This is a genomic window from Sodaliphilus sp. (assembly GCF_045598405.1).
Taxonomy (GTDB): Bacteria; Bacteroidota; Bacteroidia; order Bacteroidales; family Muribaculaceae; genus Sodaliphilus; species Sodaliphilus limicaballi.
Map to the genome: position 1 here is coordinate 1 of NZ_JAZLLZ010000200.1, position 22268 is coordinate 22268.

17 protein-coding genes and 1 tRNA gene are annotated in these 22268 nt (G+C 52.2%); 16 read left to right on the plus strand and 2 right to left on the minus strand.

Annotation, left to right across the window (positions count from 1 at the left end):
- Positions 1-189: 189 nt before the first annotated feature.
- Both ACKI3C_RS13125 and ACKI3C_RS13130 read right to left on the minus strand, forming a co-directional pair.
- The gene (locus tag ACKI3C_RS13125; protein ID WP_407405810.1) at positions 190-1380 is read right to left on the minus strand and encodes a cation:dicarboxylate symporter family transporter; all 1191 of its coding nucleotides are present in this window, start codon (positions 1378-1380) and stop codon (positions 190-192) included.
- Between the two features lie 39 nt (positions 1381-1419).
- Complete coding sequence (locus tag ACKI3C_RS13130) at positions 1420-2010, minus strand: DUF4251 domain-containing protein (RefSeq protein ID WP_407405812.1); 591 nt, start codon at positions 2008-2010, stop codon at positions 1420-1422.
- 151 nt (positions 2011-2161) lie between these two features.
- Here ACKI3C_RS13130 and ACKI3C_RS13135 point away from each other — a divergent pair, with 151 nt between their 5' ends.
- From ACKI3C_RS13135 to ACKI3C_RS13210, 16 genes are all read left to right on the plus strand, one after another.
- Positions 2162-3037: a CPBP family intramembrane glutamic endopeptidase gene (locus tag ACKI3C_RS13135; protein ID WP_407405814.1), complete on the plus strand. Its 876-nt coding sequence runs from the start codon at positions 2162-2164 to the stop codon at positions 3035-3037.
- Between the two features lie 30 nt (positions 3038-3067).
- Positions 3068-5950, plus strand: coding sequence for a PKD domain-containing protein (locus ACKI3C_RS13140; protein ID WP_407405816.1), 2883 nt, complete (start codon positions 3068-3070; stop codon positions 5948-5950).
- An 846-nt stretch (positions 5951-6796) separates the two neighbouring features.
- Positions 6797-8584, plus strand: a complete 1788-nt coding sequence (gene sppA / locus ACKI3C_RS13145; RefSeq protein ID WP_407405818.1) for a signal peptide peptidase SppA — start codon at positions 6797-6799, stop codon at positions 8582-8584.
- A 30-nt stretch (positions 8585-8614) separates the two neighbouring features.
- On the plus strand, positions 8615-9727 hold the full coding sequence (gene lpxK, locus ACKI3C_RS13150) for a tetraacyldisaccharide 4'-kinase (protein WP_407405820.1): 1113 nt from the start codon (positions 8615-8617) through the stop codon (positions 9725-9727).
- A 58-nt stretch (positions 9728-9785) separates the two neighbouring features.
- Positions 9786-10625, plus strand: a complete 840-nt coding sequence (locus tag ACKI3C_RS13155; RefSeq protein WP_407405822.1) for a purine-nucleoside phosphorylase — start codon at positions 9786-9788, stop codon at positions 10623-10625.
- A gap of 430 nt (positions 10626-11055) precedes the next feature.
- Positions 11056-12090 (plus strand): thiamine-phosphate kinase, encoded by a 1035-nt coding sequence (gene thiL, locus ACKI3C_RS13160; protein WP_407405824.1) that lies wholly within the window; start codon positions 11056-11058, stop codon positions 12088-12090.
- A gap of 15 nt (positions 12091-12105) precedes the next feature.
- Complete coding sequence (locus ACKI3C_RS13165) at positions 12106-13065, plus strand: transposase (protein ID WP_407405826.1); 960 nt, start codon at positions 12106-12108, stop codon at positions 13063-13065.
- A gap of 157 nt (positions 13066-13222) precedes the next feature.
- Positions 13223-16726, plus strand: coding sequence for an isoleucine--tRNA ligase (ileS, locus tag ACKI3C_RS13170; RefSeq protein WP_407405843.1), 3504 nt, complete (start codon positions 13223-13225; stop codon positions 16724-16726).
- A 76-nt stretch (positions 16727-16802) separates the two neighbouring features.
- Entirely contained in the window at positions 16803-17186 is a 384-nt protein-coding gene (locus tag ACKI3C_RS13175) for a TraR/DksA family transcriptional regulator (protein WP_407405828.1), read from the plus strand.
- Complete coding sequence (locus ACKI3C_RS13180) at positions 17187-17849, plus strand: lipoprotein signal peptidase (RefSeq protein WP_407405830.1); 663 nt, start codon at positions 17187-17189, stop codon at positions 17847-17849.
- Positions 17846-18841 carry a DUF4296 domain-containing protein gene (locus ACKI3C_RS13185; protein WP_407405832.1) on the plus strand — a complete coding sequence of 332 codons (996 nt, stop codon included), beginning with the start codon at positions 17846-17848 and terminating at the stop codon, positions 18839-18841. Before ACKI3C_RS13180 ends, ACKI3C_RS13185 begins: the two co-directional genes overlap by 4 nt.
- An 11-nt stretch (positions 18842-18852) precedes the next feature.
- Positions 18853-19443, plus strand: a complete 591-nt coding sequence (gene hisH / locus ACKI3C_RS13190) for an imidazole glycerol phosphate synthase subunit HisH (protein ID WP_407405835.1) — start codon at positions 18853-18855, stop codon at positions 19441-19443.
- A complete protein-coding gene (locus ACKI3C_RS13195) occupies positions 19440-20174 on the plus strand; it encodes a HisA/HisF-related TIM barrel protein (protein ID WP_407405837.1) in 735 nt (244 codons plus the stop codon). The genes hisH and ACKI3C_RS13195 overlap by 4 nt, the downstream gene beginning before the upstream one ends.
- Before the next feature lie 51 nt (positions 20175-20225).
- Complete coding sequence (gene hisF / locus ACKI3C_RS13200) at positions 20226-20981, plus strand: imidazole glycerol phosphate synthase subunit HisF (protein ID WP_407405839.1); 756 nt, start codon at positions 20226-20228, stop codon at positions 20979-20981.
- Between the two features lie 27 nt (positions 20982-21008).
- Positions 21009-21635: a bifunctional phosphoribosyl-AMP cyclohydrolase/phosphoribosyl-ATP diphosphatase HisIE gene (gene hisIE, locus ACKI3C_RS13205; RefSeq protein ID WP_407405841.1), complete on the plus strand. Its 627-nt coding sequence runs from the start codon at positions 21009-21011 to the stop codon at positions 21633-21635.
- 122 nt (positions 21636-21757) lie between these two features.
- Positions 21758-21831: transfer RNA gene (locus ACKI3C_RS13210), tRNA-Arg, on the plus strand.
- Positions 21832-22268 lie beyond the last annotated feature (437 nt).

Consider the following 22268-nt stretch of genomic DNA (forward strand, 5'->3'; position numbering starts at 1 on the left):
TTCCCCCACCGCCACTTCGAATGTTGGCAAAGGTTCGCTATCCGCGGCACCGGCTTCGCCGACTTACCGCTGCTCACTTTGCCGAGCTCGCTTCGCTCGGTTCGGCGGTGGGGGTTATTCAGGTATTGTCCTGCCGGACAACAAATTAGCAATATTTATTATCAAATGCTAAAGTTGAGTGGTTACTTGCTATTTACTCTCGTTTCGTTCAAGGAATGCATCAGTAATGAGGGCTAGCGCACCATCGCCGGTGACGTTGCAGGCTGTGCCGAATCCGTCCACGATAGTATAGACGGCAGTCATGATGCCGAAGAAAGTTGCAGGGTCTTGGCCCTCGAGTATCACTGTGCCCACCAGGGCTGCGCACGACATGTTCAGGCCGCCGGGCACTCCTGGCGAACCGATGGCGATGACACATGCCAGGACGGTGAAGATAGCCAGATGTCCCACTGGCGGGAAGTGTCCGTAAAGCATGATATAGGTGGTAATCACAAAGAAAATCTCGGAAATCACGGCTCCGCACAGGTGTATGTTGCAGAACAGCGGCAATGCGAAGCTAGCAGTCTTGGGCGAAACCACCTTGTTTTTCCCCATGCACTCAATGGCTACGGGTAGGGTAGCGGCCGATGACATCGTGCCCACAGCAGTGATGTAGGCCTGGCCGTAGTGCTTGACCACTTCCCAGCCGTTGCGGCGGCTGTAGAGCGAAGCGATGACGTAAAGCAGGGCGAGCCACACGAGGTGACACACGATGGCAAACATGAACGCGGGCATGAACACAGCCATGTTGGCGATTTTGCCTGATAGCACCAGCAGCGCAAAGTTGGCGCCCACAAAGAGCGGCAAGATGGGTATGATGATGCGTTCCACTGCCAAGAGCACCATCTTCTGGAAGTCTTGCAGGGCATCGGCATATTTCTTGCCGTTGATCCACACAACGCCCAGGCCGATAATGATGGCAAGCAACAGAGCCGACATAGTGTCCATTGTGGGGAACTTGAGGCTGATAATTGCTTCGGGCAGGTCGGTGGTGGCAGCAGTCGATACCTGGGTGGTGATCATGGGTTCCACGAGTACTGCTGTGAGTATTGCTAGCGATGCTGCGCCTATCGATGACAGGTAGGCAACGCCCACTGTGAATCCCAGCACCTTGGTCACGTTGCCCGAGAAACTGGTGATGGACGGTGCCACGCAACCTATAATAATCATGGGCACGATGAAAAGGATGACCTGACTGGTGAGCTGCTTGGTCACGAGCAACACTTGTGTGAGAATGTCGTGAAGCGTGGCAGGCATGGCTAGGATTGCATAACCCAGGCCGATGCCCACAATGATGGAAAGGAGAAGCTTTCCGGCGGTGGTTTTTAAAAATCTTTTCACTACGATAAAGTTGTTAATGGTTAATTAGGTTATGATATCTTATTCTTTCTTGTAGGGACGCAGTTCGCCGTGCAGGGTAATGGACATGTTGCTTCCTGCAAATGTGGGCTCAACATAGGCGATGGCCTGATTAGACTCTGCATAGACGGTAATCATCACTTGCGCGCTGATGTCGGAACCGAACACCGAGAAGTCATAGTGGGCATTTCCTTTCTTGTCCACGCTGTACTTGCTGTTGGTCACATTGCCCCTGCAAGTGATTCCTCCCATGCCGTTGAACCCGGGGTTGGGACCGTTGAAAGCAATCTGTATCACAGCCTCTTTGCCCACCTGGTAAACAAAGTTGGTGTGGTCGTTAAGGCCATATTCCATTGCGCCCATGTTGCCCAGTTCCACACGTGTGGCAAGCAAGACAAACTGTCCCTCGCGCAGGGCTGCGTTGGCAAACTTGAATGCAACCGAGTCGTTGAAAGCTTGCAAGTGTTTTTCTTTCTCCTTGCGAGCTTTTTTCTCTTCTTTTGTTAGTTTTTCCTGCTTGGCAGGAGTCTTATAGTCATCGTAGATGTCTTGAGCCGATGCATAGGAAATTCCAAGGCATGCAATAATCATGCATAAAAGTAACTTTTTCATACCTAATAAGAGCTTAGTGTTAGTAATTTGATTTGTTCAACCGCCAAAATTAAGTAAATTTGCCAAAGAAAGCAAGTTTTTTGGCGTCGTTTTGATTTTTTTTGTGAATTATTGTAACTTTGTAGGCTCAAAACGTCTAGATGCACATTTTATGGAAGAGAAGACTAAAATGAAATTAAGCCCAGGCTTGCGGATAATCTTGCTGTTTATATTCGCATTTGTCGGTGTGCTTGCCACCTTTGCCGTTGTGCCGTTTCTCGACAGGTTGCCGATGCACGATGCCACGCTGGGCGTGATGGTGATGCAAGACGTGATGATGTTTATCGTTCCTGCTATCGTGGTGAGCATGCTGTTGTTCAAGCGTCCGCTGCACCACATGAACCTCGACAAAGCGCCGTCGTGGCGTGGCTTGCTCATGGTGCTGCTGGTGTGTGTGGTGTCGATGCCTGCGCTCAACTGGACGATTGCGTGGAACGGGTCGCTGCACCTGCCGCAGTTTTTGGACTGGCTGGAGGAAATGCTGCGCGACAGCGAGCAGGCAGCACAGATGCTGACCGACAAGCTGTTGAGCGAAACCTCGCTGCCGTCAATGCTTGTAGTGCTTGCTGTGGTATCGCTGCTGGCAGGATTGAGCGAGGAGATGTTCTTTCGCGGCAGCATGCTGAGGATGCTTGGCAATGATGGCAACAGCCATGCCGCGGTGTGGCTGGTGGGTATCGTGTTCAGTGCCATGCATGTGCAGTTTTTCGGTTTCGTGCCCCGCATGCTGCTGGGCGTGTGGCTGGGTTACCTGCTTGTGTGGACTAGGTCGCTGTGGGTGCCTGTTATTGCCCATGCTCTCAACAACGGCATCGTGGTCGTCTCGGCCTATCTGGTGAATATCAATGTGGTGCCGAAGGACGCATTTGAAAACATAGGCGTGCCCCAGGAAGGGCAGTTCCCATGGTTGGCTCTGGCTAGTGCCGTTGCTACTGTGGCACTGGTGTGCTTTGCAAAGAAATGGTTACATCGCAAAACAACTAAATAACGTTATATTAATCACTTAATTTTATTTTTTATGTCAACAAGGAAGATTTTCACAATGCTCCTCATGCTCGTGACAGTCGCGGCATGGGCCCAGACAGGTACCTGGGTGCATGAGTGGAATGTCTCGAAGGCAAATGGCGGTGAGGGTTTCTACCACATGACCGATAACGCCGAGACAACTCAAACTACCACTCTCAAAGGTCTGGAATGGACCTACAGCGGCAACACGTCAGTAACGGCTTACACAGCCAGTGCCGGCCAGTATTTCGGCTCGGCAAAGAGCCCCGTGAAGCATGCAACTCTCACTACCAGTGGGTTGAAAGGCAGTAAGATCCTTTCGGTAGCCATAGAGGCAAAGACAAAGGATGACGCCCAGGCAGTGGCTGTCGGCGTGAGCGTTAATGGCGTGAGCTATGGCGATGCCCAGAATCTCACCACCACTCGCACAGCCTATACCTATGCTCCCGCAGCCGATGCCCAGGATGGTGACATCGTCATCACCATGGACCAGACAAGCGAGACCGTGGGTATCATCTACTTCTACAAGATGACCATCACCTATGATGGCCCCGGCCCCATTAAGCCCGAGCCCAAGGATGCCGGACTGAGCTATCCCTTGCAGACCGTGGAGGTTGAGTGTGGCGACAATGCTTATGCCAACTATCTCAACAACCCCAACAAGTTGAGCCCCATCACTTACTCTTGCTCAGATCCCGAGCTTGCTGCCATCAACAGCAACGGTGACATTTTCACCACAGGCAAGAAGGTGGGCCAGGCCACAGTAACAGCATCGTTTGCTGGCAACGACGACTTCAAGGCGGGCAGTGCATCTTACACCCTCATTGTTAAGGAAAAACCGGTGATTGCTGCTCCCACCGTATCACCCGAGGGCGGTACATTCACCGAACCAGTAACTGTTACTATCACAAGCAACGATCCATTGTGCAAGGCCATCTGGTATAGCACAACGCTCACCGATGTCGAGGACATGGGCTATGACGAGCAGACCATCATCGTGCCCGGCAACGAGGCTACCGTGACCATCGACGAGACCTGCAAGCTGCTCGCTGTTGCTGTGGGCGACAACAACGTGGGTCTGCCCGCGCTCTATGAGTTCACAATGAACATCCCCGTGAAGGCCGACTTTACTGCCGACGAGGCCGCTTCAACCTATTACTCAATGGGTTGGGACAGCGTGGAAGAGGCTTCTACATGGAAATACTACGGTATCGGTGAAAAGACATGGACGCTCACCGACCAGCCCATGTTCAGCACCACACCCACATTTGCAGCTATCGACCCCGCCAGCAAGTATTCACTTGCAATCTACTATGACAACAATCAGCGCGAGCGTGCCGTTTCGCCCGAGATCGAGGTGCAGGACAACAGCAAGGCTGAATTCTATATGTGCTTCGGCGGCGTGTGGTTGGTATATGCTAACCTCACTTTCAAGGTAAACGATCTCACCGCAGGCACTTCAACCACACTGCTCGACGCATTCAAGTGGGCACAGGACAACGAGTTCACTGGCCCCAGCTGGGAGAAGTTCAGCTTTGACCTCGCAAAGTTTGCCGGCCACAAGTGTACCTTCGAGTTTATCTACGAAGGCAGCTATGGCGATGACCTGGCAATCGATGGCTTCAAACTCATGAAAGAAGATCCCAGCGGCAGCGCCAAGATCAACATCTTTGCAGGCGGTCAGGTTCACTTCAAGGATCTCTCATGGGGTCATCCCACAGCATGGCAATGGACAGCCGAAAAGGCTGGACAGAGCTCAAACGTAGCTGTTAAGGAAGTGCTCACCAGCACCGAGCAGAACCCCGTCATGACATTCAACGAGCCTGGCAAGTACACCGTTAAGCTCGTTGCAAGCAAGGGCGAGGAGACTAGCGAGGCTGTCAAGGAAGAATATGTAGTGGTAGCAGTTGAGGCACCCAAGGCACACATCGGTATGCCCGAGGGCGCTTACAATTCACCCTACGCTTATGCATTCGTTCCCGTAAACGTGCCCATGACATTCAAGGATGCCTCAACAGGCGTTCCCACCGAGTGGAAGTGGAAATTTGAGGGAACCGACGTTGCTACTAGCACCGAGCAGAACCCCACAGTGACTTACACTGCCGAGGGTAAATATGGTATGGAACTCGTTGTGTCGAACGATGCAGGCACCGACCGTGACTTCCTCGTGGAAGCTATCCAGGCGGGCGGCACACAGGAAGTGTGGAATCTCACCCCCGACGAGATTGAGAGCATCGGCGCTATCTCTTTGGGCTGGTATGGCGACTATGCTGGCACCAACTGGATTGGTATTGAGTCATTTGCAGAGCACTTTGATGCTCCCATGACCGATGCAACCGTAGAGGGCGTTTCAATTTACTTTGACAACGCTACTGCCGACGATCCCGATGCACTCATCACAGTTTCGTTGTGCACCCCCGATGCTACCGGCATGCCCGGCGAGGCATTTGCAACTGCAAGCAAGAAGGTTTCAGAACTCCAGATTAGTGCAACCGAGGTTCTTGCCACAACATTCGGCTTTGATGCTCCTGCAACCGTTAATGGCGAGTTCTTCGTTAAGATCGACGGCTTGAACACAGGTGGCTATGACGACCGCGTTAACATCCTGTGCGTAGCCCGTGGCGCTAACGCTAAGAGCACAGCTTACCACTTCCTTGAGGACGAGGATGAGAACTATACATCTCTTGGCACTTACACATGGTATAAGAACGTTGACGACGGTGTCTCAATGTGCGTTTGCCCCATCATGACCTATGGTGATCCCGAAACAGGCATCAGCGACGTGAACGCTGAGAGACCCGTTAAGACTGGTATCTATGACCTCATGGGCCGCAAGCTCACCAAGGCACAGCGTGGCATCTACATTGTTGACGGCAAGAAGATGCTCGTGAAGTAATCACCACGGCACATCAATGCCACAATCACAGAGGCACTGGCTCCCCAATAAGGGCCGGTGCCTTGTTTATGGTAAAATAGGGTTGTCTCTCGATGAAAAATTTCAGAAATTAACTCAACATTAGCTTTTATAGCAATTGCTGCTAATTTGTTGTCCGGCAGGACAATACCTGAATAACCCCCACCGCGTAGTGGCGGTGGGGGTATAGTATCAACAATTGAGTAATTAACTCAACTTTAGCATGTGAAACCATTTGAGCCTCACCCATTTGCTCCGATTAGCGTCCTGCTGGACGCGGTGCGTGTTGCATTTATTCCCCCACCGCCACTTCGTTCGGCGGTGGGGGTTATTCAGGTATTGTCCTGCCGGACAATAAATTAGCAATATTTATTATCAAATGCTATAGTTGAATAATTAATATAAGTTTCGCAGTTGAAACTCCCTCGGTGGTAATCATAGTGCGACCCCGTTGGGGACGCTGTGTAGGGAGTGATGTATGCCGCAGGTCGGTGGACCTGTGGTTAACCAAAGTGACGACCTCGTTGAGGTCTAACATTGGTGTCAAAGGGAAAAAGTTTTCATAGTGCGACCCCGTTGGGGACGCTGTGTAGGGAGTGATGTATGCCGCAGGTCGGTGGACCTGCGGTTAACCAAAGTGACGACCTCGTTGAGGTCTAACATTGGTGTCAAACGGAAAAAGTTTTCAAAAAAGTTGCTAAAAAACTCGCTAGTTTACAAAATAATAGTTATCTTTGTAAGTTGCTGGCGGGCTTTTTGTTGCAAAAAAGACCGACTTGCTTTGTAAACTAATTGATAGTTAGTAACTTATAAAAAGTATACTGCGTTATGATGAAGAAATTTCTCCTTGTTGTGTGCGGCTCATTCGTAGGCGTGACATTGGCTTTGACCGTATTTGTGTTCTCTGCCATTATTTTCAGCGTTGTCCTGGTTTCAATGGGCGACAAATCCGGAACTACGGTGGTGAGCGATCATTCAATCCTGCATCTTGATCTCAATGGCGTAATCGAAGAGCGCGGCGGCAAAAACAACCTTGACTTCGTTGCTATGCTGCAAGGCGATGACACCAAGAAGGTGGGTCTGAACACAATGGTGGAGGCCATCAAGAAAGCAAAGGACGATGAGAAAATCGACGGCATATACATTGAGTGCGGCGGAGTGGCCGCAGAGCCCGCAACTCTCATGGCAGTGCGCAGAGCGCTTGTTGATTTCAAGAAGAGCGGCAAGTTTATCTACTCTTATGCTCACGAGGGTTATGCCCAGGGCGATTACTACCTGGCCAGCGTTGCCGACAGCATGTTCCTCAACCCAGTGGGAGCGGTCGATGTGCACGGACTAGTAAGCGCAAACACTTATCCCAAGCCCTTGCTCGACAAACTGGGCGTGGAGATGCAGGTGGTGCGCGTGGGCACTTTCAAAAGCGCTGTGGAGCCTTACATGGTGAACGAGATGAGCGATGCCAACCGCTTGCAGAAAGAAGTGTATCTGGGCAGCATCTGGAACTCAATGGTTGAGGGTATGGCTGCAAGCCGCAAAATCTCAACCGAGAAATTCAACCAGATGGCCGATAGCGTGATGGTAACATGGCCTGCCGATTCGTTCGTGAAGAATAAACTCGTGGACAAACTGTGCTACCGCAACGAGTTTGAGGACCGATTGAAGAAACTCACAAATGTTGACGCCGACAAGGACCTTAACCTGGTGACTCCCTCTCAACTGGCTGGCGATCTCGATGCCGAGCAGAGCGGCAGCGGCAAGATTGCAGTGCTCTATGCAGTGGGCGAGATCGATGGACAGGTTTCACCCATGGGCTCTAACGACGGCATCAACAGCGAGGTGATCGCCGAGACCGTGCGCGAACTCATCGACGATGAAGATGTTGCTGCACTTGTGCTCCGTGTGAACTCTCCCGGCGGAAGCGCATTCGGTTCGGAGCAGATGTGGAAAGCCCTCGATGACTTCAAGAAGAGCGGCAAGCCCTTCGTTGTGTCGATGGGTGACTATGCAGCATCGGGCGGCTACTATATCTCTTGTGGCGCCGACCGCATCTTTGCCGAGCCCACCACTATCACCGGCAGCATAGGCATCTTCGGTATGATTCCTTGCACGCAAGAGCTTATGGAGAACAAACTTGGCATCAATACATACGTTGTCAAGACTAATGAGAATGCCGACATGGGCTTGACGAGCAAACGTCTCACCCCCGTGCAGTATAACGCAATGCAGAACATGGTGAACCTGGGCTATGAGCAGTTTACCAAACACTGTGCCGACGGCCGCCACGTGACACAAGACTCGATCAAGGTGATAGCCGAGGGTCGCGTGTGGGACGGTGCAACAGCGCAGAAAATAGGTCTTGTTGATGAACTGGGCGGTCTCGAAGCTGCTATCAAGTGGGCTGCCAAGAAGGCTAACCTGGGCGATGATTATGTCACTCAAAACTATCCCGCTCCCGTCAACGAGTTTGAGAACATGATGGAGCAATACATGGTGTCGAAGTATGAGTCACGCATGCAGGGTGAGATGGGCTTCCTCTATGAATACCACAAGATGATCCAGCGCATCCTGGGACGCCAGCACGTGCTCTGCCTCATGGAAGAGACCGTGATAAAGTAACGCAGTTATCACAAGCGCGCATTGTCGAGAATGATAAACTTCACTAAAATATTGAACAAGCAGCAGCGCAAGGCTGTGGTCAACGCTATACTCACGCCATGTTCGTGGCTGTATGGCGCTGCCGTGTTTGTGCGCAACGGATTGTTTGATTTGAAGTGGTTGCCCATTGAGGAGTTTGACGTGCCGGTAGTATCGGTAGGCAACATCACCGTGGGCGGCACGGGCAAGACGCCCCATGTGGAGTATATCATCGAGGCTTTGTGCCGCCGTTACAACATAGGAGTGTTGAGCCGTGGATACAAGCGCACTACCAGCGGTTTTATCCTCGCCACCGACACACTGTCGCCGCGTGATATCGGCGATGAGCCCTACCAGGTGTTCCACAAGTATAACGGCATGATCACCCTGGCCGTGTGCGAGAGCCGGCGCAAGGGCATCAAGGAGATGTTGCGCATCAACCCCGACATCAACTTGATCTTGCTCGACGATGCATTCCAGCACCGGTATGTCAAGCCCAAGGCAAGCATTGTCTTGGTTGACTACACCCGCCAGCCTGTCAACGACAAGCTGCTGCCCCTGGGCACGCTGCGCGAGCCCGCGCGTCGCATCAGCGAGTGTGACATCGTGGTGGTGACCAAGTGTCCCAACGACATCAGTCCCGTGGAACTGCGCATGACCAAGGAAAACCTTGACCTGTATCCCTCGCAAGGGCTGTTTTTCTCTAACATACGCTACGCTAACCCCGTGCCTGTGTTCCCCATACCCATGCCACAGCTCACGTCGCTGCCTTCGCTCACAGAGGAAGACCTGATTCTGTGCGTCACCGGTATTGCCAACGAGAAACCCTTTGTGAAGTATTTGCGTCGCTTCAATGCCAAGGTCAAGGTGCTTCACTACGATGATCATCACTACTTCACTCGCAGTGACTTTGATTACATCTTCGAGAAGTTCGACGAACTAGAAGGTCGCCGCAAGTTCATTGTCACCACCGAGAAAGACTCGGTGCGCATCCTCAACAATGCCTACTATCCGCCCACACGCAGGGACCTTATCTATTACGTGCCTATCAAGGTGGGTTTCCTGGACCAGGGCGAGCTGGACTTCATCGAGATGCTTGAGAAGAAAATCACTAGCAAAGAGTGAAGCATGAAGTTGGATTTAATTAACACTATACAAATTATAAATAAACAAATCTTTAATTATGATTGAAGAAAAAAATTGGCTTGAACTTATAAATGAGACCGCTCAATATCTTAAAGAGCGCGTGGGCAAGATGCCCAAGACTGCCATCATCCTGGGCACAGGACTTGGCGACCTCGTTAATCACATCGATATAGAGGTTTCTATCCCTTATGAGGAGATTCCTAACTTCCCCGTGTCAACCGTTGAGGGCCACAGCGGCCGTCTCATCTTCGGTAACCTGGGAGGTAAGTACGTCATGGCTATGCAGGGTCGCTTCCACTTCTATGAGGGCTACTCAATGAAGGAGAGCACCTTCCCCGTGCGCGTGATGAAGGCAGTGGGCGTTAAGACCCTCTTCGTTTCTAACGCAGCCGGTGGCATGAACCCCAACTTCAAGATTGGCGACCTCATGATCATCACTGACCACATCAACCTCTTCCCCGAGCACCCGCTGCGCGGCAAGAACTATGAGGAACTCGGTCCTCGCTTCCCCGGCATGGTTGACGCTTACAGCCCCCGCCTCATCGAGAAGTGCCGCGAGATTGCCAAGGCTAACGACATCCGCGTCGTTGAGGGCGTTTACGTGGGCACACAAGGTCCCACATTTGAGACTCCCGCCGAGTATCGTTACTTCTGGCGCATCGGTGGCGACGCTGTGGGCATGAGCACCGTACCTGAGGTTATCGTTGCTAACCACGCCGACATGGAAGTGTTCGGTATGTCAGTTATCACCGACATAGGCGCTGAGGGCGTTGTTGAAGAGGCTACCCACGAAGAGGTACAGGCTGCCGCTGCCAAGGCCCAGCCCATCATGAGTTTCCTCATGAAGGAAATCATCAACCAGTTTGAAGAACTCTAATAGAAAAAAAATAGTATGGAATATCTAGAAATTCTAGAAACACTAGAAGTTCTAGATATTCTAATTCATTAGTGTCCGGTAAAAAAAGAAGTAATTTTTATTATGTTTTTATTGCTTCGCATAGAAAATGGCTTGCTCGGCAAGCAAAATATAATTACCTGATAGATAGAGTATTTTTATTTTGTGGACAGAGTCCATCATTTTAAGGGAGGTTCGCTGGTCGCGGCACGGGCTTTGCCCACTTACCGCTGCTCACTCCCTTGAACACGGTTCTTGGCGCGAGCCATAAACCTAAATAAAATCATTTTCTTTTTTTCTACACAACCAAGCCCCCCTTTCTGACAATGAACTATATATGACGGTGTTTGAGGATGTTGGGGCTAATGTTGTGACTTTTAGCGGACACTAATAATTCTTTTTATATCATGTTATGACTGAAACTGAAATCTCTACATTAGGCGAGTTTGGCTTGATTAAAGAACTTACAAAGAACATCGAACTCAAGCACAGCAGTTCGGTGCTGGGCGTGGGCGATGACTGCGCTATCCTTGATTATAGCGGCAAGGACACCGAAGCCCTCATCACCACCGACCTCCTGCTCGAGGGCATTCACTTCGACCTCACTTACGTGCCGCTGCGACACCTTGGGTATAAGGCCGTTGTGGTCAATTTGAGCGATGTGTATGCAATGAACGGGCAACCTCGCCAAATCACTGTTTCGCTGGGCATCAGCAAGCGTTTCACCCTAGAACACATTGCCGAACTCTACGACGGGATGCGTCTCGCGTGCGAGCAATATGGCGTTGACCTCGTGGGCGGCGACACTAGCGCGTCGGTCACAGGACTCATCATCAGCATCACATGTGTGGGCGAGGGAGTCAAGGGCAAGACCGTGAAGCGCAGCGGAGCTCGTGACACCGACCTTATCTGCGTGAGCGGTGACCTGGGCGGAGCCTACATGGGACTGCAACTCCTTGAACGCGAGCGTGAGGCAGGGCAAGGTGTAGAAGATTTTCAGCCCGACTTTGCCGGCAAGGAATACATCATCGAGCGTCAACTCAAACCCGAGGCACGCCGTGATGTGATTGCCGAGATTGCTGCCCTCGACATCCATCCCACAGCGATGATGGACGTGAGCGATGGCTTGTCAAGCGAACTGCTGCACATCTGCCACAGCTCTGGCGTGGGTTGCCGTGTCTATGAGGACCGCATTCCCATTGACTATCAGACTGCTGCCATGGCCGAAGAACTCGGCATGAACTTGGTTACTGCCGCCATGAACGGAGGCGAGGAGTACGAGCTGCTCTTCACCGTGCCCCTCACCGAGCACGACAAGATAGAGCAGATGACAACAGCCCGGCTCATCGGCCGCATCACCAAGCCCGAACTGGGCGCCTACATGGTGACACGCGACGATGCCGAGCTAGAAATCCGAGCCCAAGGCTGGAACGCCTTCACCGAGTAAAAAGGGAAAGGACCTGTGGATCGCGATGAAGCCATAGCAAGAGGGCTGGAGGTGCAGGAAACGAAGCACTCGATGAAACGTAGAAGTCCTTGGCATGACTACAACCGGAAAGGCATCTATATGCTGACGCTAGTGGTAGAGGGACGCATGCCATTGCTTGGTGAGTTAAGAGGAAATGCAGATTCCCCTTGGGTGGAGTATTCCGAACTTGGAAATGCTATTCTCAATGAGGAGGTGGCGAAGATAAATAAATTCTATCCAAAGGTTAAGATGTGGAAAATGTGCATCATGCCCGACCACATCCACATTATAGTAAGTGTAAGCGAAGATATGCCACCAGGCAAGCACCTAGGGATAATAGTCGCTGGATTTAAAGGCGGTTGCTCAAAGGCGGCAATGCGGCTTGGCGTTACTGTTCCATGTGAGTTTGCACAAACTGATGCCCAGGGCGGACGCCCTGGGAACGGTGGCAATGTCGTTCCTCTCTTTGAGAAAGGCTACAATGACAAGATACTCTTGCACGAGGGCCAGCTTGACAACTGGAAAAGGTATCTTGATGACAACCCTCGTCGCTTGCTTGTGAAAAAGCAAAACCCTCAGCTTTTTACCGTGCTTCATGATATGGAGGTTGCCAACCGTCGATGCCAGGTGGTGGGTAATCGCTTCTTGCTTGACATCCCCGACAAAGTGGCGGTGATCGTGCATCGTCGATACTCCGTGGACGAGGTTGCCCATTTGCGTGAGGAATGGCTGGCATGTGGCGAGCGTGGCGGAGTGCTGGTGAGTGCTGCTATTTCACCTCGGGAAAAGGAAGTGCTTCGCGAGGCGATGAACCGTGGGTATCGCGTTATATTCCTGCGCGAGAACGGTTTTCACAGGTTTTTAAGCCCGCAGGTGAAAGCTTTGATGCCTGTTCCCGAGGATTGCTTCTTCAAATCAGTCCCTATGAGTATCACGTTGAGAAAAAATCAATAACTCGTGCTCAATGCTTAGAGCTCAATGCTATGGCTGAAGAAATCTCAGATATGTGAATTTTTCTACAAGTTTTTGTAGCGAAATGAATTGCTAATATGGCGAAAAATGAGTAACTTTGCAGTTTGATAGTATTATATTGCTATACACCTAAAAAGTGATTATGAAGAAGTTTAACGAATATAACAAGTTCAACCTCTCGGACATCAACAAGGAGGTCCTGGAGAAGTGGGATCAAGAGGGCGTTTTCGCCCGCAGTATCAGTGAGCGCGAAGGTGCTCCTTCATTTGTGTTCTTCGAGGGACCTCCCTCGGCCAACGGTATGCCTGGCATCCACCATGTGATGGCCCGTACCATCAAGGACATCGTGTGCCGCTACAAGACCATGCAGGGCTATCAGGTGCTCCGCAAGGCTGGCTGGGACACTCACGGACTGCCTGTGGAGCTTGGCGTGGAGAAGGCTCTGGGCATCACGAAAGAGGACATCGGCAAGAAGGTGAGCGTTGACGAGTACAACGCCACTTGCCGCAAGGAGGTGATGAAGTACACCCGCGAGTGGGAAGACCTCACTCACAAGATGGGTTACTGGGTGGACATGAAGGCTCCCTACATCACTTACACTAACGACTACATCGAGACCTTGTGGTGGTTGCTCAAGCAACTTTACAACAAGGGGTTACTCTATAAGGGCTATACAATCCAGCCCTATTCGCCCGCAGCGGGCACTGGACTCAGCTCGCATGAGTTGAACCAGCCTGGTTGCTACCGCGACGTCAAGGACCAGACCGCCACTGCACAGTTCTGCGTGGTTGAGGATGACCACAAGGTGGTTGCTGCCATCAAGGCTGTCCAGGACAAGGGCTTTGAGAACATTGCCGCTCTGGCATGGACCACTACGCCCTGGACTCTGCCCAGCAACACTGCGCTTTGCGTTGGCCCCAAGATTGACTATGTGGCAGTGGAGAGCTACAATCCCTACAACGGCCAGCCTGCCACTTTCATCATGGCAAAGGCTCGCCTCAACGCTTATTTCAAGGCAGAGGGTGCCGAGAAGGCACTTGACGAATATGCCCAGGGCGACAAGGTGATACCTTACAAGGTTATCGCCGAGTTCAAGGGCACCGACCTCGTGGGCCTGCGCTACAAGCAGCTCTTCCCCTGGGTGAAGCCCGTTGACAAGGTGGGCGACAAGTTTGAGGTTAACGAGAACGGTTTCCGCGTGATCCCCGGTGACTATGTGACCACCGAGGACGGTACTGGTATCGTTCACATCGCGCCCACATTTGGTGCCGACGATGCTGCTGTGGCTCGTGCCGCTGGCATTCCCTCGCTGTTCATGATCAACAAGAAGCTCGAAACCCGTCCCATGGTTGACCTGAGCGGTAAGTACTACGTGCTTGAGGATCTCGACGAGGAGTTCGTTGAGAAGTGCGTGGATGTAGAACTCTACAAGGAATATGCTGGTGCTTGGGTCAAGAACGCTTATGATCCCAAGTTCACCGTGGGCGGCAAGTATGACGAGGAGGCTGCGGCCAAGGCCGAGGATCTCAACGTGTATCTGTGCATCAAGATGAAGCAGGCAGGCAGTGCATTCAAGGTTGAGAAGCATGTGCACAACTATCCTCACTGCTGGCGCACCGATAAGCCCGTCCTTTACTATCCCCTCGACAGTTGGTTCATCCGCTCGACTGCTTGCAAGGAGCGCATGGTTGAGCTCAACAAGACCATCAACTGGAAACCCGAGCACACCGGCACAGGCCGTTTCGGCAAGTGGCTCGAGAATCTCAACGACTGGAACCTGAGCCGCAGCCGCTACTGGGGAACGCCGCTTCCCATCTGGCGCGACGAGGATGGCGAGGAGAAGTGCATAGGCAGCGTCGAGGAACTCTACAACGAGATTGAGAAGGCTGTCGCTGCTGGCGTGATGGAGAGTAATCCGTTCAAGGACAAAGGCTTTGTTCCCGGTGATTATAGCAAGGAGAACTACGAGAAGATTGACCTGCACCGTCCATACGTTGACTATATCACCCTCGTGAGCGACACTGGCAAGCCCATGAAGCGTGAGCTCGACCTCATCGATGTGTGGTTCGACAGCGGCTCAATGCCTTACGCGCAGCTGCACTATCCGTTTGAGAACAAGGAACTCGTGGATAGCGGCCGCTTCTATCCTGCCGACTTCATCGCCGAGGGCGTGGACCAGACCCGCGGTTGGTTCTTCACCCTGCATGCTATCGCCACAATGGTATTTGACAGCGTGGCCTACAAGAGCGTTATCTCTAACGGCCTCGTGCTCGACAAGAACGGCAACAAGATGAGTAAGCGTCTGGGCAACGCAGTTGACCCCTTCGGCGCAATCGAGAAATATGGTATCGACCCCCTGCGCTGGTACATGATCAGCAACTCTTCGCCCTGGGATAACCTCAAGTTTGACGAGGCTGGCGTTGTCGAGGTGTCGCGCAAGTTCTTCGGTACGCTTTATAACACATATTCGTTCTTCGCCCTATATGCCAACGTTGACGGTTTTGATCCTGCTGCCGAGCAGGTAGCCCTGGAGAAGCGCCCCGAGATTGATCGTTGGATTATCTCTCTGCTCAATTCTCTGGTGAGCGACGTGCGCCGCTATCTCGACGACTATGAGCCCACTCGTGCAGCCCGTGCTATCAGTGAGTTTGTGAACGATCACTTGAGCAACTGGTACGTGCGCTTGAACCGCAAGCGTTTCTGGGGTGGCAAGCTCGAGGGTAATGACGACAAACTGGCTGCTTACCAGACCCTTTACCACTGCCTGCACACAATCTCGCTGCTCATGGCTCCCGTTTCGCCCTTCTTCAGCGACAAGCTCTATCGCGACCTCACCGGCAAAGAGGAGAGCGTGCACCTGGCACTCTATCCCGCTGTTGATGAGGCAGCTATCGACAAGAAACTCGAGATGCGCATGCAGGTGGCTCAAGACATCACCTCGATGGTGCTCGCACTGCGCCGCAAGCAGAACCTCAAGGTGCGCCAGCCGCTCAAGTCTATCATGGTTCCCGTGCTCGACGACGAGCAGCGCGCTGCGGTAGAGGCTGTGGCCGACCTTATCAAGAACGAGGTGAACGTGAAGGAAATCAAGCTCGTGGGTAATGACGAGGGCGTGCTCGTGAAGCGTGTTAAGCCCGACTTCAAGAAACTTGGTCCCAAGTATGGCAAGATCATGAAAGCCCTTGCTGCCGAGCTCACCAGCTTGCCTCAACCCGCTATCATCGAGTTTGAGAAGAACGGAAGCATCACGCTCAACGTTGCCGGACAGGAGGCAGTCGTTGACAAAGCCGATGTTGAGATTATCAGCGAGGATATCCCCGGCTGGCTTGTTGCCAACGAGGGCACCCTCACTGTGGCCCTTGACATCACCCTCACCGACGAACTCATCAACGAGGGTATGGCTCGCGAACTCGTGAACCGCATCCAGAACATCCGCAAGAAGAAAGACTTCGACATCACCGACCGCGTTGAGGTCGAGATCAACCCCGATGAGCGTGTAGTCAAGGCCCTTGAGAGCTTTAAGGACTATATCGCTGCGCAGGTGCTCGCTGTGAGCATCGAGATTGCCGAGGTTGACCACGACGATACTGTCGATCCCGAGAAGGACGACCTCAAGGTGAAGATGACTGTCGATAAAGCATAATCAAGACATTGATATGGATAGGGGAGACCTGGGTGCTCCTCTATCCGTTTTACTAACCATTAATACCTTTCCTCCCATGAATACCGATAAAGAAAGAAACAGGTACTCCGATGCCGAGCTGCAGGAGTTTAAAGAGATTATCCTTGAGAAGCTTGAAACTGCCAAGGAGAATTATGAACTGCTCAAGTCGAGGTTGCTCTCTGATGACCCGACGCCCACATTCAAGGCGCTGGAGGAGACTGCCGAGGCATTGAGCAAGGAGGCTGCCGGACAACGTGCACAGCGCCAAATGGAGTTTATCAACAAACTGCAAAGCGCCCTGGTGCGCATTGAAAATAAAACCTACGGCGTGTGCCGCGTCACGGGCAAACTCATCCCCAAGGGACGACTGCTTGCTGTGCCACATGCCACTACATCGGTCGAAGGAAAGGAATTAGAACAGAAGAACAAACGACGCTAAATGAAGAAAAACATTAATGGATGGCTTGCTGTCATCGTGGTGCTGCTAGTCATTGTCATCGACCAGGTGGTGAAAGTGTGGATAAAGACGCATTTTTACTATGGTGAGCAGTATGAAATCACTAGTTGGTTCAAACTGCAGTTTATCGAAAACAATGGCATGGCTTTCGGCATGGAGTTTGGTAGCAAATTGTTCCTCACGTGGTTCCGCATCATTGCTGTGGCACTGTTCATGTATTATATCTACAAGTTGCGCAACCGTGTGGATGTGCCTCGCGGCTATGTGGTGTGCATTGCCATGATCACGGCAGGCGCACTGGGCAATGTCATCGACTGCATCTTCTATGGTGTGGCTTTCGATGCTCCCGATGCTCCCCAGGTGGCGCAGCTCTTCCCGCCGGGCGGCGGATATGAGACGCTGTTTAACGGCAGGGTGGTAGATATGCTCTACTTCCCGCTGTGCGATTGGAACTGGCCGCAGTGGATGCCCTTGGTGGGCGGTGATCACTTTGTGTTCTTCCAGCCGGTGTTTAACGTGGCCGACGCTTCGCTCAGCGTGAGCGTCATTGCACTCATTTTATTCTACTCGCGTTACCTTGCCCCAAAGGAAGAGAAGACAGAGGAGGCAACGGAAGGCGAGAAAACTAACGACAAGACTAAATGAAACATCTACTAGCGGCTGCATGCCTGGTGGCTTTCCTGTGTCTTGCTGCGGGTTGTGACAAGGCCCCCAAGGGGGTGATACCCGAGAGCAAGATGGAAGAGCTGCTCGTTGACCTCGAGCTGGCCGATGCCTACATCGACTCGCACTGGGACCAGTTTCCCGACGACTCGTCGCGGCTGGTGCTCAAGCAGTCTATTTTCATGAAGCATGGTATCACTCCCGAGCTTTATGACACATCGCTTGTGTGGTATGCCCGCAACATGGATGTTTATATTAAGGTTTATGACAATGTGATAGGGCGACTGCAAGACATGAACAAGGAACTGCAAGACGCTCCTTCCCAGTTGCCAGTCCAGGGGCCTGCATTCGGCTCGGGCATGGAAGGTGTTGCGGCTAACCATGAGTTTGCTGCCGAGGGCGATAGTGCCGACATCTGGCAAGGTCCTCGCCGCTGGATGCTCACCTCGGGAATGAAGAGCGGGTTTATCACTTTTGACCTCAAACCCGATCGTGAGAGCGACAAAGGCGACCGCTATGAACTCCAGTACAAGCTTAAACCTGTGCGCAGTTCATTCAAGGCATTCATGGCTGTTGACTACATCGACGGCAGCACGTCCATCGTCAACCGCTTCTCTGGCAGTGACGGCTGGAACTCGTTGGCCCTGCAAGGCGATCCTGGGAAGAGGGCACAACGCATCTATGGTTACATATATTATAACATCAACAAAGGCGATGTGGCCTATATCGACAGCATCTTGATGCTGCGCACGCATTCGAGCGAGATGGTCGACACCAAGATGGGCGGACAGAAACTCATCGAACGCAAGAAAGAAGGTAACACAAGCAAGAATGCTGACAAGGTGGAAGCCGTGGCGAGCAACACCATTTCAGTGCAAGGACATTTCAAACCCAAGGAGGGCGTCAACAAGTCGAGCGCACAAAAGCATGTCACCGAGTCGCCAAACCGTAACCATCTTCCTGGAAGCAACTAATCATTCGCGTCATGATAGCAATAGTAAAATATAACGCAGGCAACGTGTTCTCGGTTACATGTGCCCTGCAACGACTGGGTGTGGAACCTGTCGTGACCGATGACCCCGAAGTGCTGCGTGCCGCCGACAAAGTGATTTTCCCTGGTGTGGGAGAGGCATCGGCTGCTATGGGGCATCTGCGTGCCTCGGGGCTCGACAAGGTTATTGTCAGCCTCAAACAACCCGTGCTGGGCATCTGCATAGGCATGCAGCTCATGTGCCGACACAGCGAGGAGGGAAACGTGGACGGACTAGGTATCTTTGACACTGTGGTCAAGCGATTTGACAATACCCGTTGCCCCGAGTGCAAGGTTCCTCACATGGGATGGAACACTGTCGAGGTTGGGCATCCAGGCATTGCCGGAGAGTCGCTTGATGGTCGCTATGCCTATTATGTACACAGCTATTATGCCGAGCCGTGCGTTCACACGGAGGCCATAACCCGCTACATCGTGCCGTTCAGCGCGGTGCTGCATCGTGACAATTTCTACGCCACGCAGTTCCACCCCGAGAAGAGTGGCAGTGTGGGCGAAACCATCCTTAAAAATTTTCTGGCATTATGAGCATTAACATCATTCCTGCCATTGACGTGATCGACGGCAAGTGTGTACGCCTCTCGCAAGGCGACTATGCGCTGAAGAAAATATACAACGAGTCGCCGCTCGACGTAGCGAGGACGTTTGAAGACTGCGGATGCACACGCTTGCATCTCGTGGACCTCGATGGCGCCCGTTCTCACCACATCGTCAACTATCGTGTGCTCGATGCCATCGCAGGTCACACAGGACTCACCGTTGACTTTGGCGGTGGACTCAAGAGCGACGACGACCTGCGCATCGCCTTTGAGTGCGGTGCCGCAATGGTAACCGGCGGCAGCATTGCCGTGTCTCAACCTGAAACTTTCACAGGATGGCTCACAAAATATGGAGCTGACCGCATCATCCTCGGTGCCGACTCGCGCGACGGTTTCATTGCCACCCAAGGTTGGCTCAACGATAGCGACAAGGGCGTGATACCCTTCATACTGCACTATCATGAGCAGGGAGTAACCAAAGTCATCAGCACCGATATCGCCTGCGACGGAATGTTGCAAGGACCCAGCGTTGACCTCTACCGGCGCATTCTCGAAGCAGTCCCGGGACTGCATCTCATAGCCAGCGGTGGAGTGGGGGATATGTCGCATGTCGAGATACTGGAAGAGGCTGGAGTCCCCGAGGTAATCGTGGGCAAGGCCATCTACGAGAACCACATCACCCTCAACGACCTCCTCTCCTTTAATAAAACAAGAAAATAATACGATAGTCCAGTTCAACACAACTCGGCTGTATCGCTAATAATAGATAATATGCTAGCAAAACGCATCATCCCCTGCCTCGATGTCAAAGACGGAGCAACCGTCAAGGGGGTCAATTTTGTAAACTTTCGCAACGCCGGCGACCCCGTCGAGCTCGGCCAGCGGTATAGCGCCGAGGGAGCCGACGAACTAGTTTACCTCGATATCACAGCATCGCTCGAGGGCCGAGACACCTTTATCGACCTCGTGCGACGCGTCGCGCAAGGCGTGAGCATCCCATTCACCGTGGGCGGAGGAATCAGCAGCGTCGAGCACGTAGATACATTGCTCAATGCCGGGGCCGACAAAATCTCCATCAACTCATCGGCATTGCGCCGCCCCGAGCTCATCAGCGAGATTGCATCGCGTTTTGGCAGGCAAGTGTGTGTCATCGCCATCGATGCCCGTTGCATTGAAGGAGAGTGGATATGCCACGTCAAGGGAGGTCACGAGCCCACACAGCGACGCCTCGTCGAGTGGGCTGTCGAAGCACAGGACAGGGGAGCAGGCGAGATACTGTTCACCAGCATGGACCACGACGGAGTCAAGCAAGGCTTTGCCTGCGATGCACTCAACCAGCTGCACGAAGCCTTGTCGATACCCGTCATAGCATCGGGCGGATGTGGAGCCATGGAGCACTTCAAGGATGCCTTTGAGATAGGCCATGCCGACGCCGCACTCGCAGCTAGTGTGTTCCACTTCAACGAGATACCCATCGACGAACTCAAACGCTACCTGCACAAATGCAATATTCCCGTGAGAATGTAAACATCGAAATAATAAAAACATCAGTATATGAATTTAGACTTTGAAAAAATGGGCGGACTCATTCCCGCTATCATACAAGACGCTGTCACCCGCAACGTACTCATGCTGGGTTTCATGAATAAAGAAGCCTACGAGAAAACCATTGAGACAGGTAAAGTAACATTCTGGAGCCGCACTCGCAACACACTGTGGACCAAGGGCGAGACAAGCGGCAACTTCCTCAACGTTGTTTCAATCCAAGACGACTGTGACCACGACACACTGCTCATCAAAGCCAATCCCGTAGGCCCAGTGTGTCACACCGGAGCAGCCACTTGCTTTGAAGACAGCAACGAGATGGGCGTCCTGTTCCTGAGCATGCTGCAAGACTTCATCGACAAGCGATTCAAAGAGATGCCCGAGGGCAGCTACACCACCTCGTTGTTCCAGAGCGGCGTCAACCGCATGGCACAGAAAGTGGGCGAAGAAGCAGTAGAAACCGTCATCGAAGCGACCAACGGCATCGACGGACGTATGATCTACGAAGCCAGCGACCTCATCTACCACCTAATCGTCCTGCTCACATCTAAAGGCTACCGCATCGAAGACATCGCAGCAGCCCTCCAACAGCGCCACCTCAAGCCCAAAGAACAATACGACAAGAAAGATAAATGAAAGAAAGATAAATGAAAAAAATCGCTCCAAAAGAGTGATTTCTAGAAAAAAAGTTGTACCTTTGCACTGCAAATTGGGAAAGCGCCCCCATCAAAGGGGAAACACCCCCCAAAAAAGACGATGGTTCCGTAGCTCAGCTGGATAGAGCAACAGCCTTCTAAGCTGTGGGTCTTGGGTTCGAATCCCAACGGAATCACGTAATAATCAATTAATTATGGTGATAACCTCATTTACAGTGGGGTTATTTTTTTATATATACCCCTGAGATACCGCAATCAAGACTTTTTTGTGACTTCAAATTTTTTCCATAAAGTAGTATAATACCTCAAATCCGCAGTATAAAATTTGTTAACGTTTTTGCACGCGTTAGAGGGGCATCGCTTGGCCGAATCGGTGGCAACGTGCTAAGTTCTGTGTATTTTTGTCACGAGCGGGCACACTGCCCCTTTCCCCAATCCTTTCGGACGGCGGTGTTAAGTACCAGTAAGTCAAATTTGTCAGCCTGTGGCTTTCCATAGCTTCCTGTAAGGCCGTCTCGTGTGCATCACGAGCACGTTCTGCCTTGCCCTTACAACCCATTTGGCTGGTACGGCGATGAAGCGGAACACAAATCGCTTCATGCGGGAGTTGGGC

Excerpts from the sequence above, each read along its gene's own strand:
- ACKI3C_RS13195 (WP_407405837.1), top strand. The coding sequence starts at position 19,440 with ATGAGCATTAACATCATTCCTGCCATTGACGTGATCGACGGCAAGTGT.
- ACKI3C_RS13130 (WP_407405812.1), bottom strand. The coding sequence starts at position 2,010 with ATGAAAAAGTTACTTTTATGCATGATTATTGCATGCCTTGGAATTTCC.
- hisH (WP_407405835.1), top strand. The coding sequence starts at position 18,853 with ATGATAGCAATAGTAAAATATAACGCAGGCAACGTGTTCTCGGTTACA.
- thiL (WP_407405824.1), top strand. The coding sequence starts at position 11,056 with ATGACTGAAACTGAAATCTCTACATTAGGCGAGTTTGGCTTGATTAAA.
- ACKI3C_RS13135 (WP_407405814.1), top strand. The coding sequence starts at position 2,162 with ATGGAAGAGAAGACTAAAATGAAATTAAGCCCAGGCTTGCGGATAATC.
- ACKI3C_RS13155 (WP_407405822.1), top strand. The coding sequence starts at position 9,786 with ATGATTGAAGAAAAAAATTGGCTTGAACTTATAAATGAGACCGCTCAA.
- ACKI3C_RS13180 (WP_407405830.1), top strand. The coding sequence starts at position 17,187 with ATGAAGAAAAACATTAATGGATGGCTTGCTGTCATCGTGGTGCTGCTA.
- ACKI3C_RS13175 (WP_407405828.1), top strand. The coding sequence starts at position 16,803 with ATGAATACCGATAAAGAAAGAAACAGGTACTCCGATGCCGAGCTGCAG.
- hisF (WP_407405839.1), top strand. The coding sequence starts at position 20,226 with ATGCTAGCAAAACGCATCATCCCCTGCCTCGATGTCAAAGACGGAGCA.
- ACKI3C_RS13185 (WP_407405832.1), top strand. The coding sequence starts at position 17,846 with ATGAAACATCTACTAGCGGCTGCATGCCTGGTGGCTTTCCTGTGTCTT.
- sppA (WP_407405818.1), top strand. The coding sequence starts at position 6,797 with ATGATGAAGAAATTTCTCCTTGTTGTGTGCGGCTCATTCGTAGGCGTG.
- hisIE (WP_407405841.1), top strand. The coding sequence starts at position 21,009 with ATGAATTTAGACTTTGAAAAAATGGGCGGACTCATTCCCGCTATCATA.
- ACKI3C_RS13140 (WP_407405816.1), top strand. The coding sequence starts at position 3,068 with ATGTCAACAAGGAAGATTTTCACAATGCTCCTCATGCTCGTGACAGTC.
- lpxK (WP_407405820.1), top strand. The coding sequence starts at position 8,615 with ATGATAAACTTCACTAAAATATTGAACAAGCAGCAGCGCAAGGCTGTG.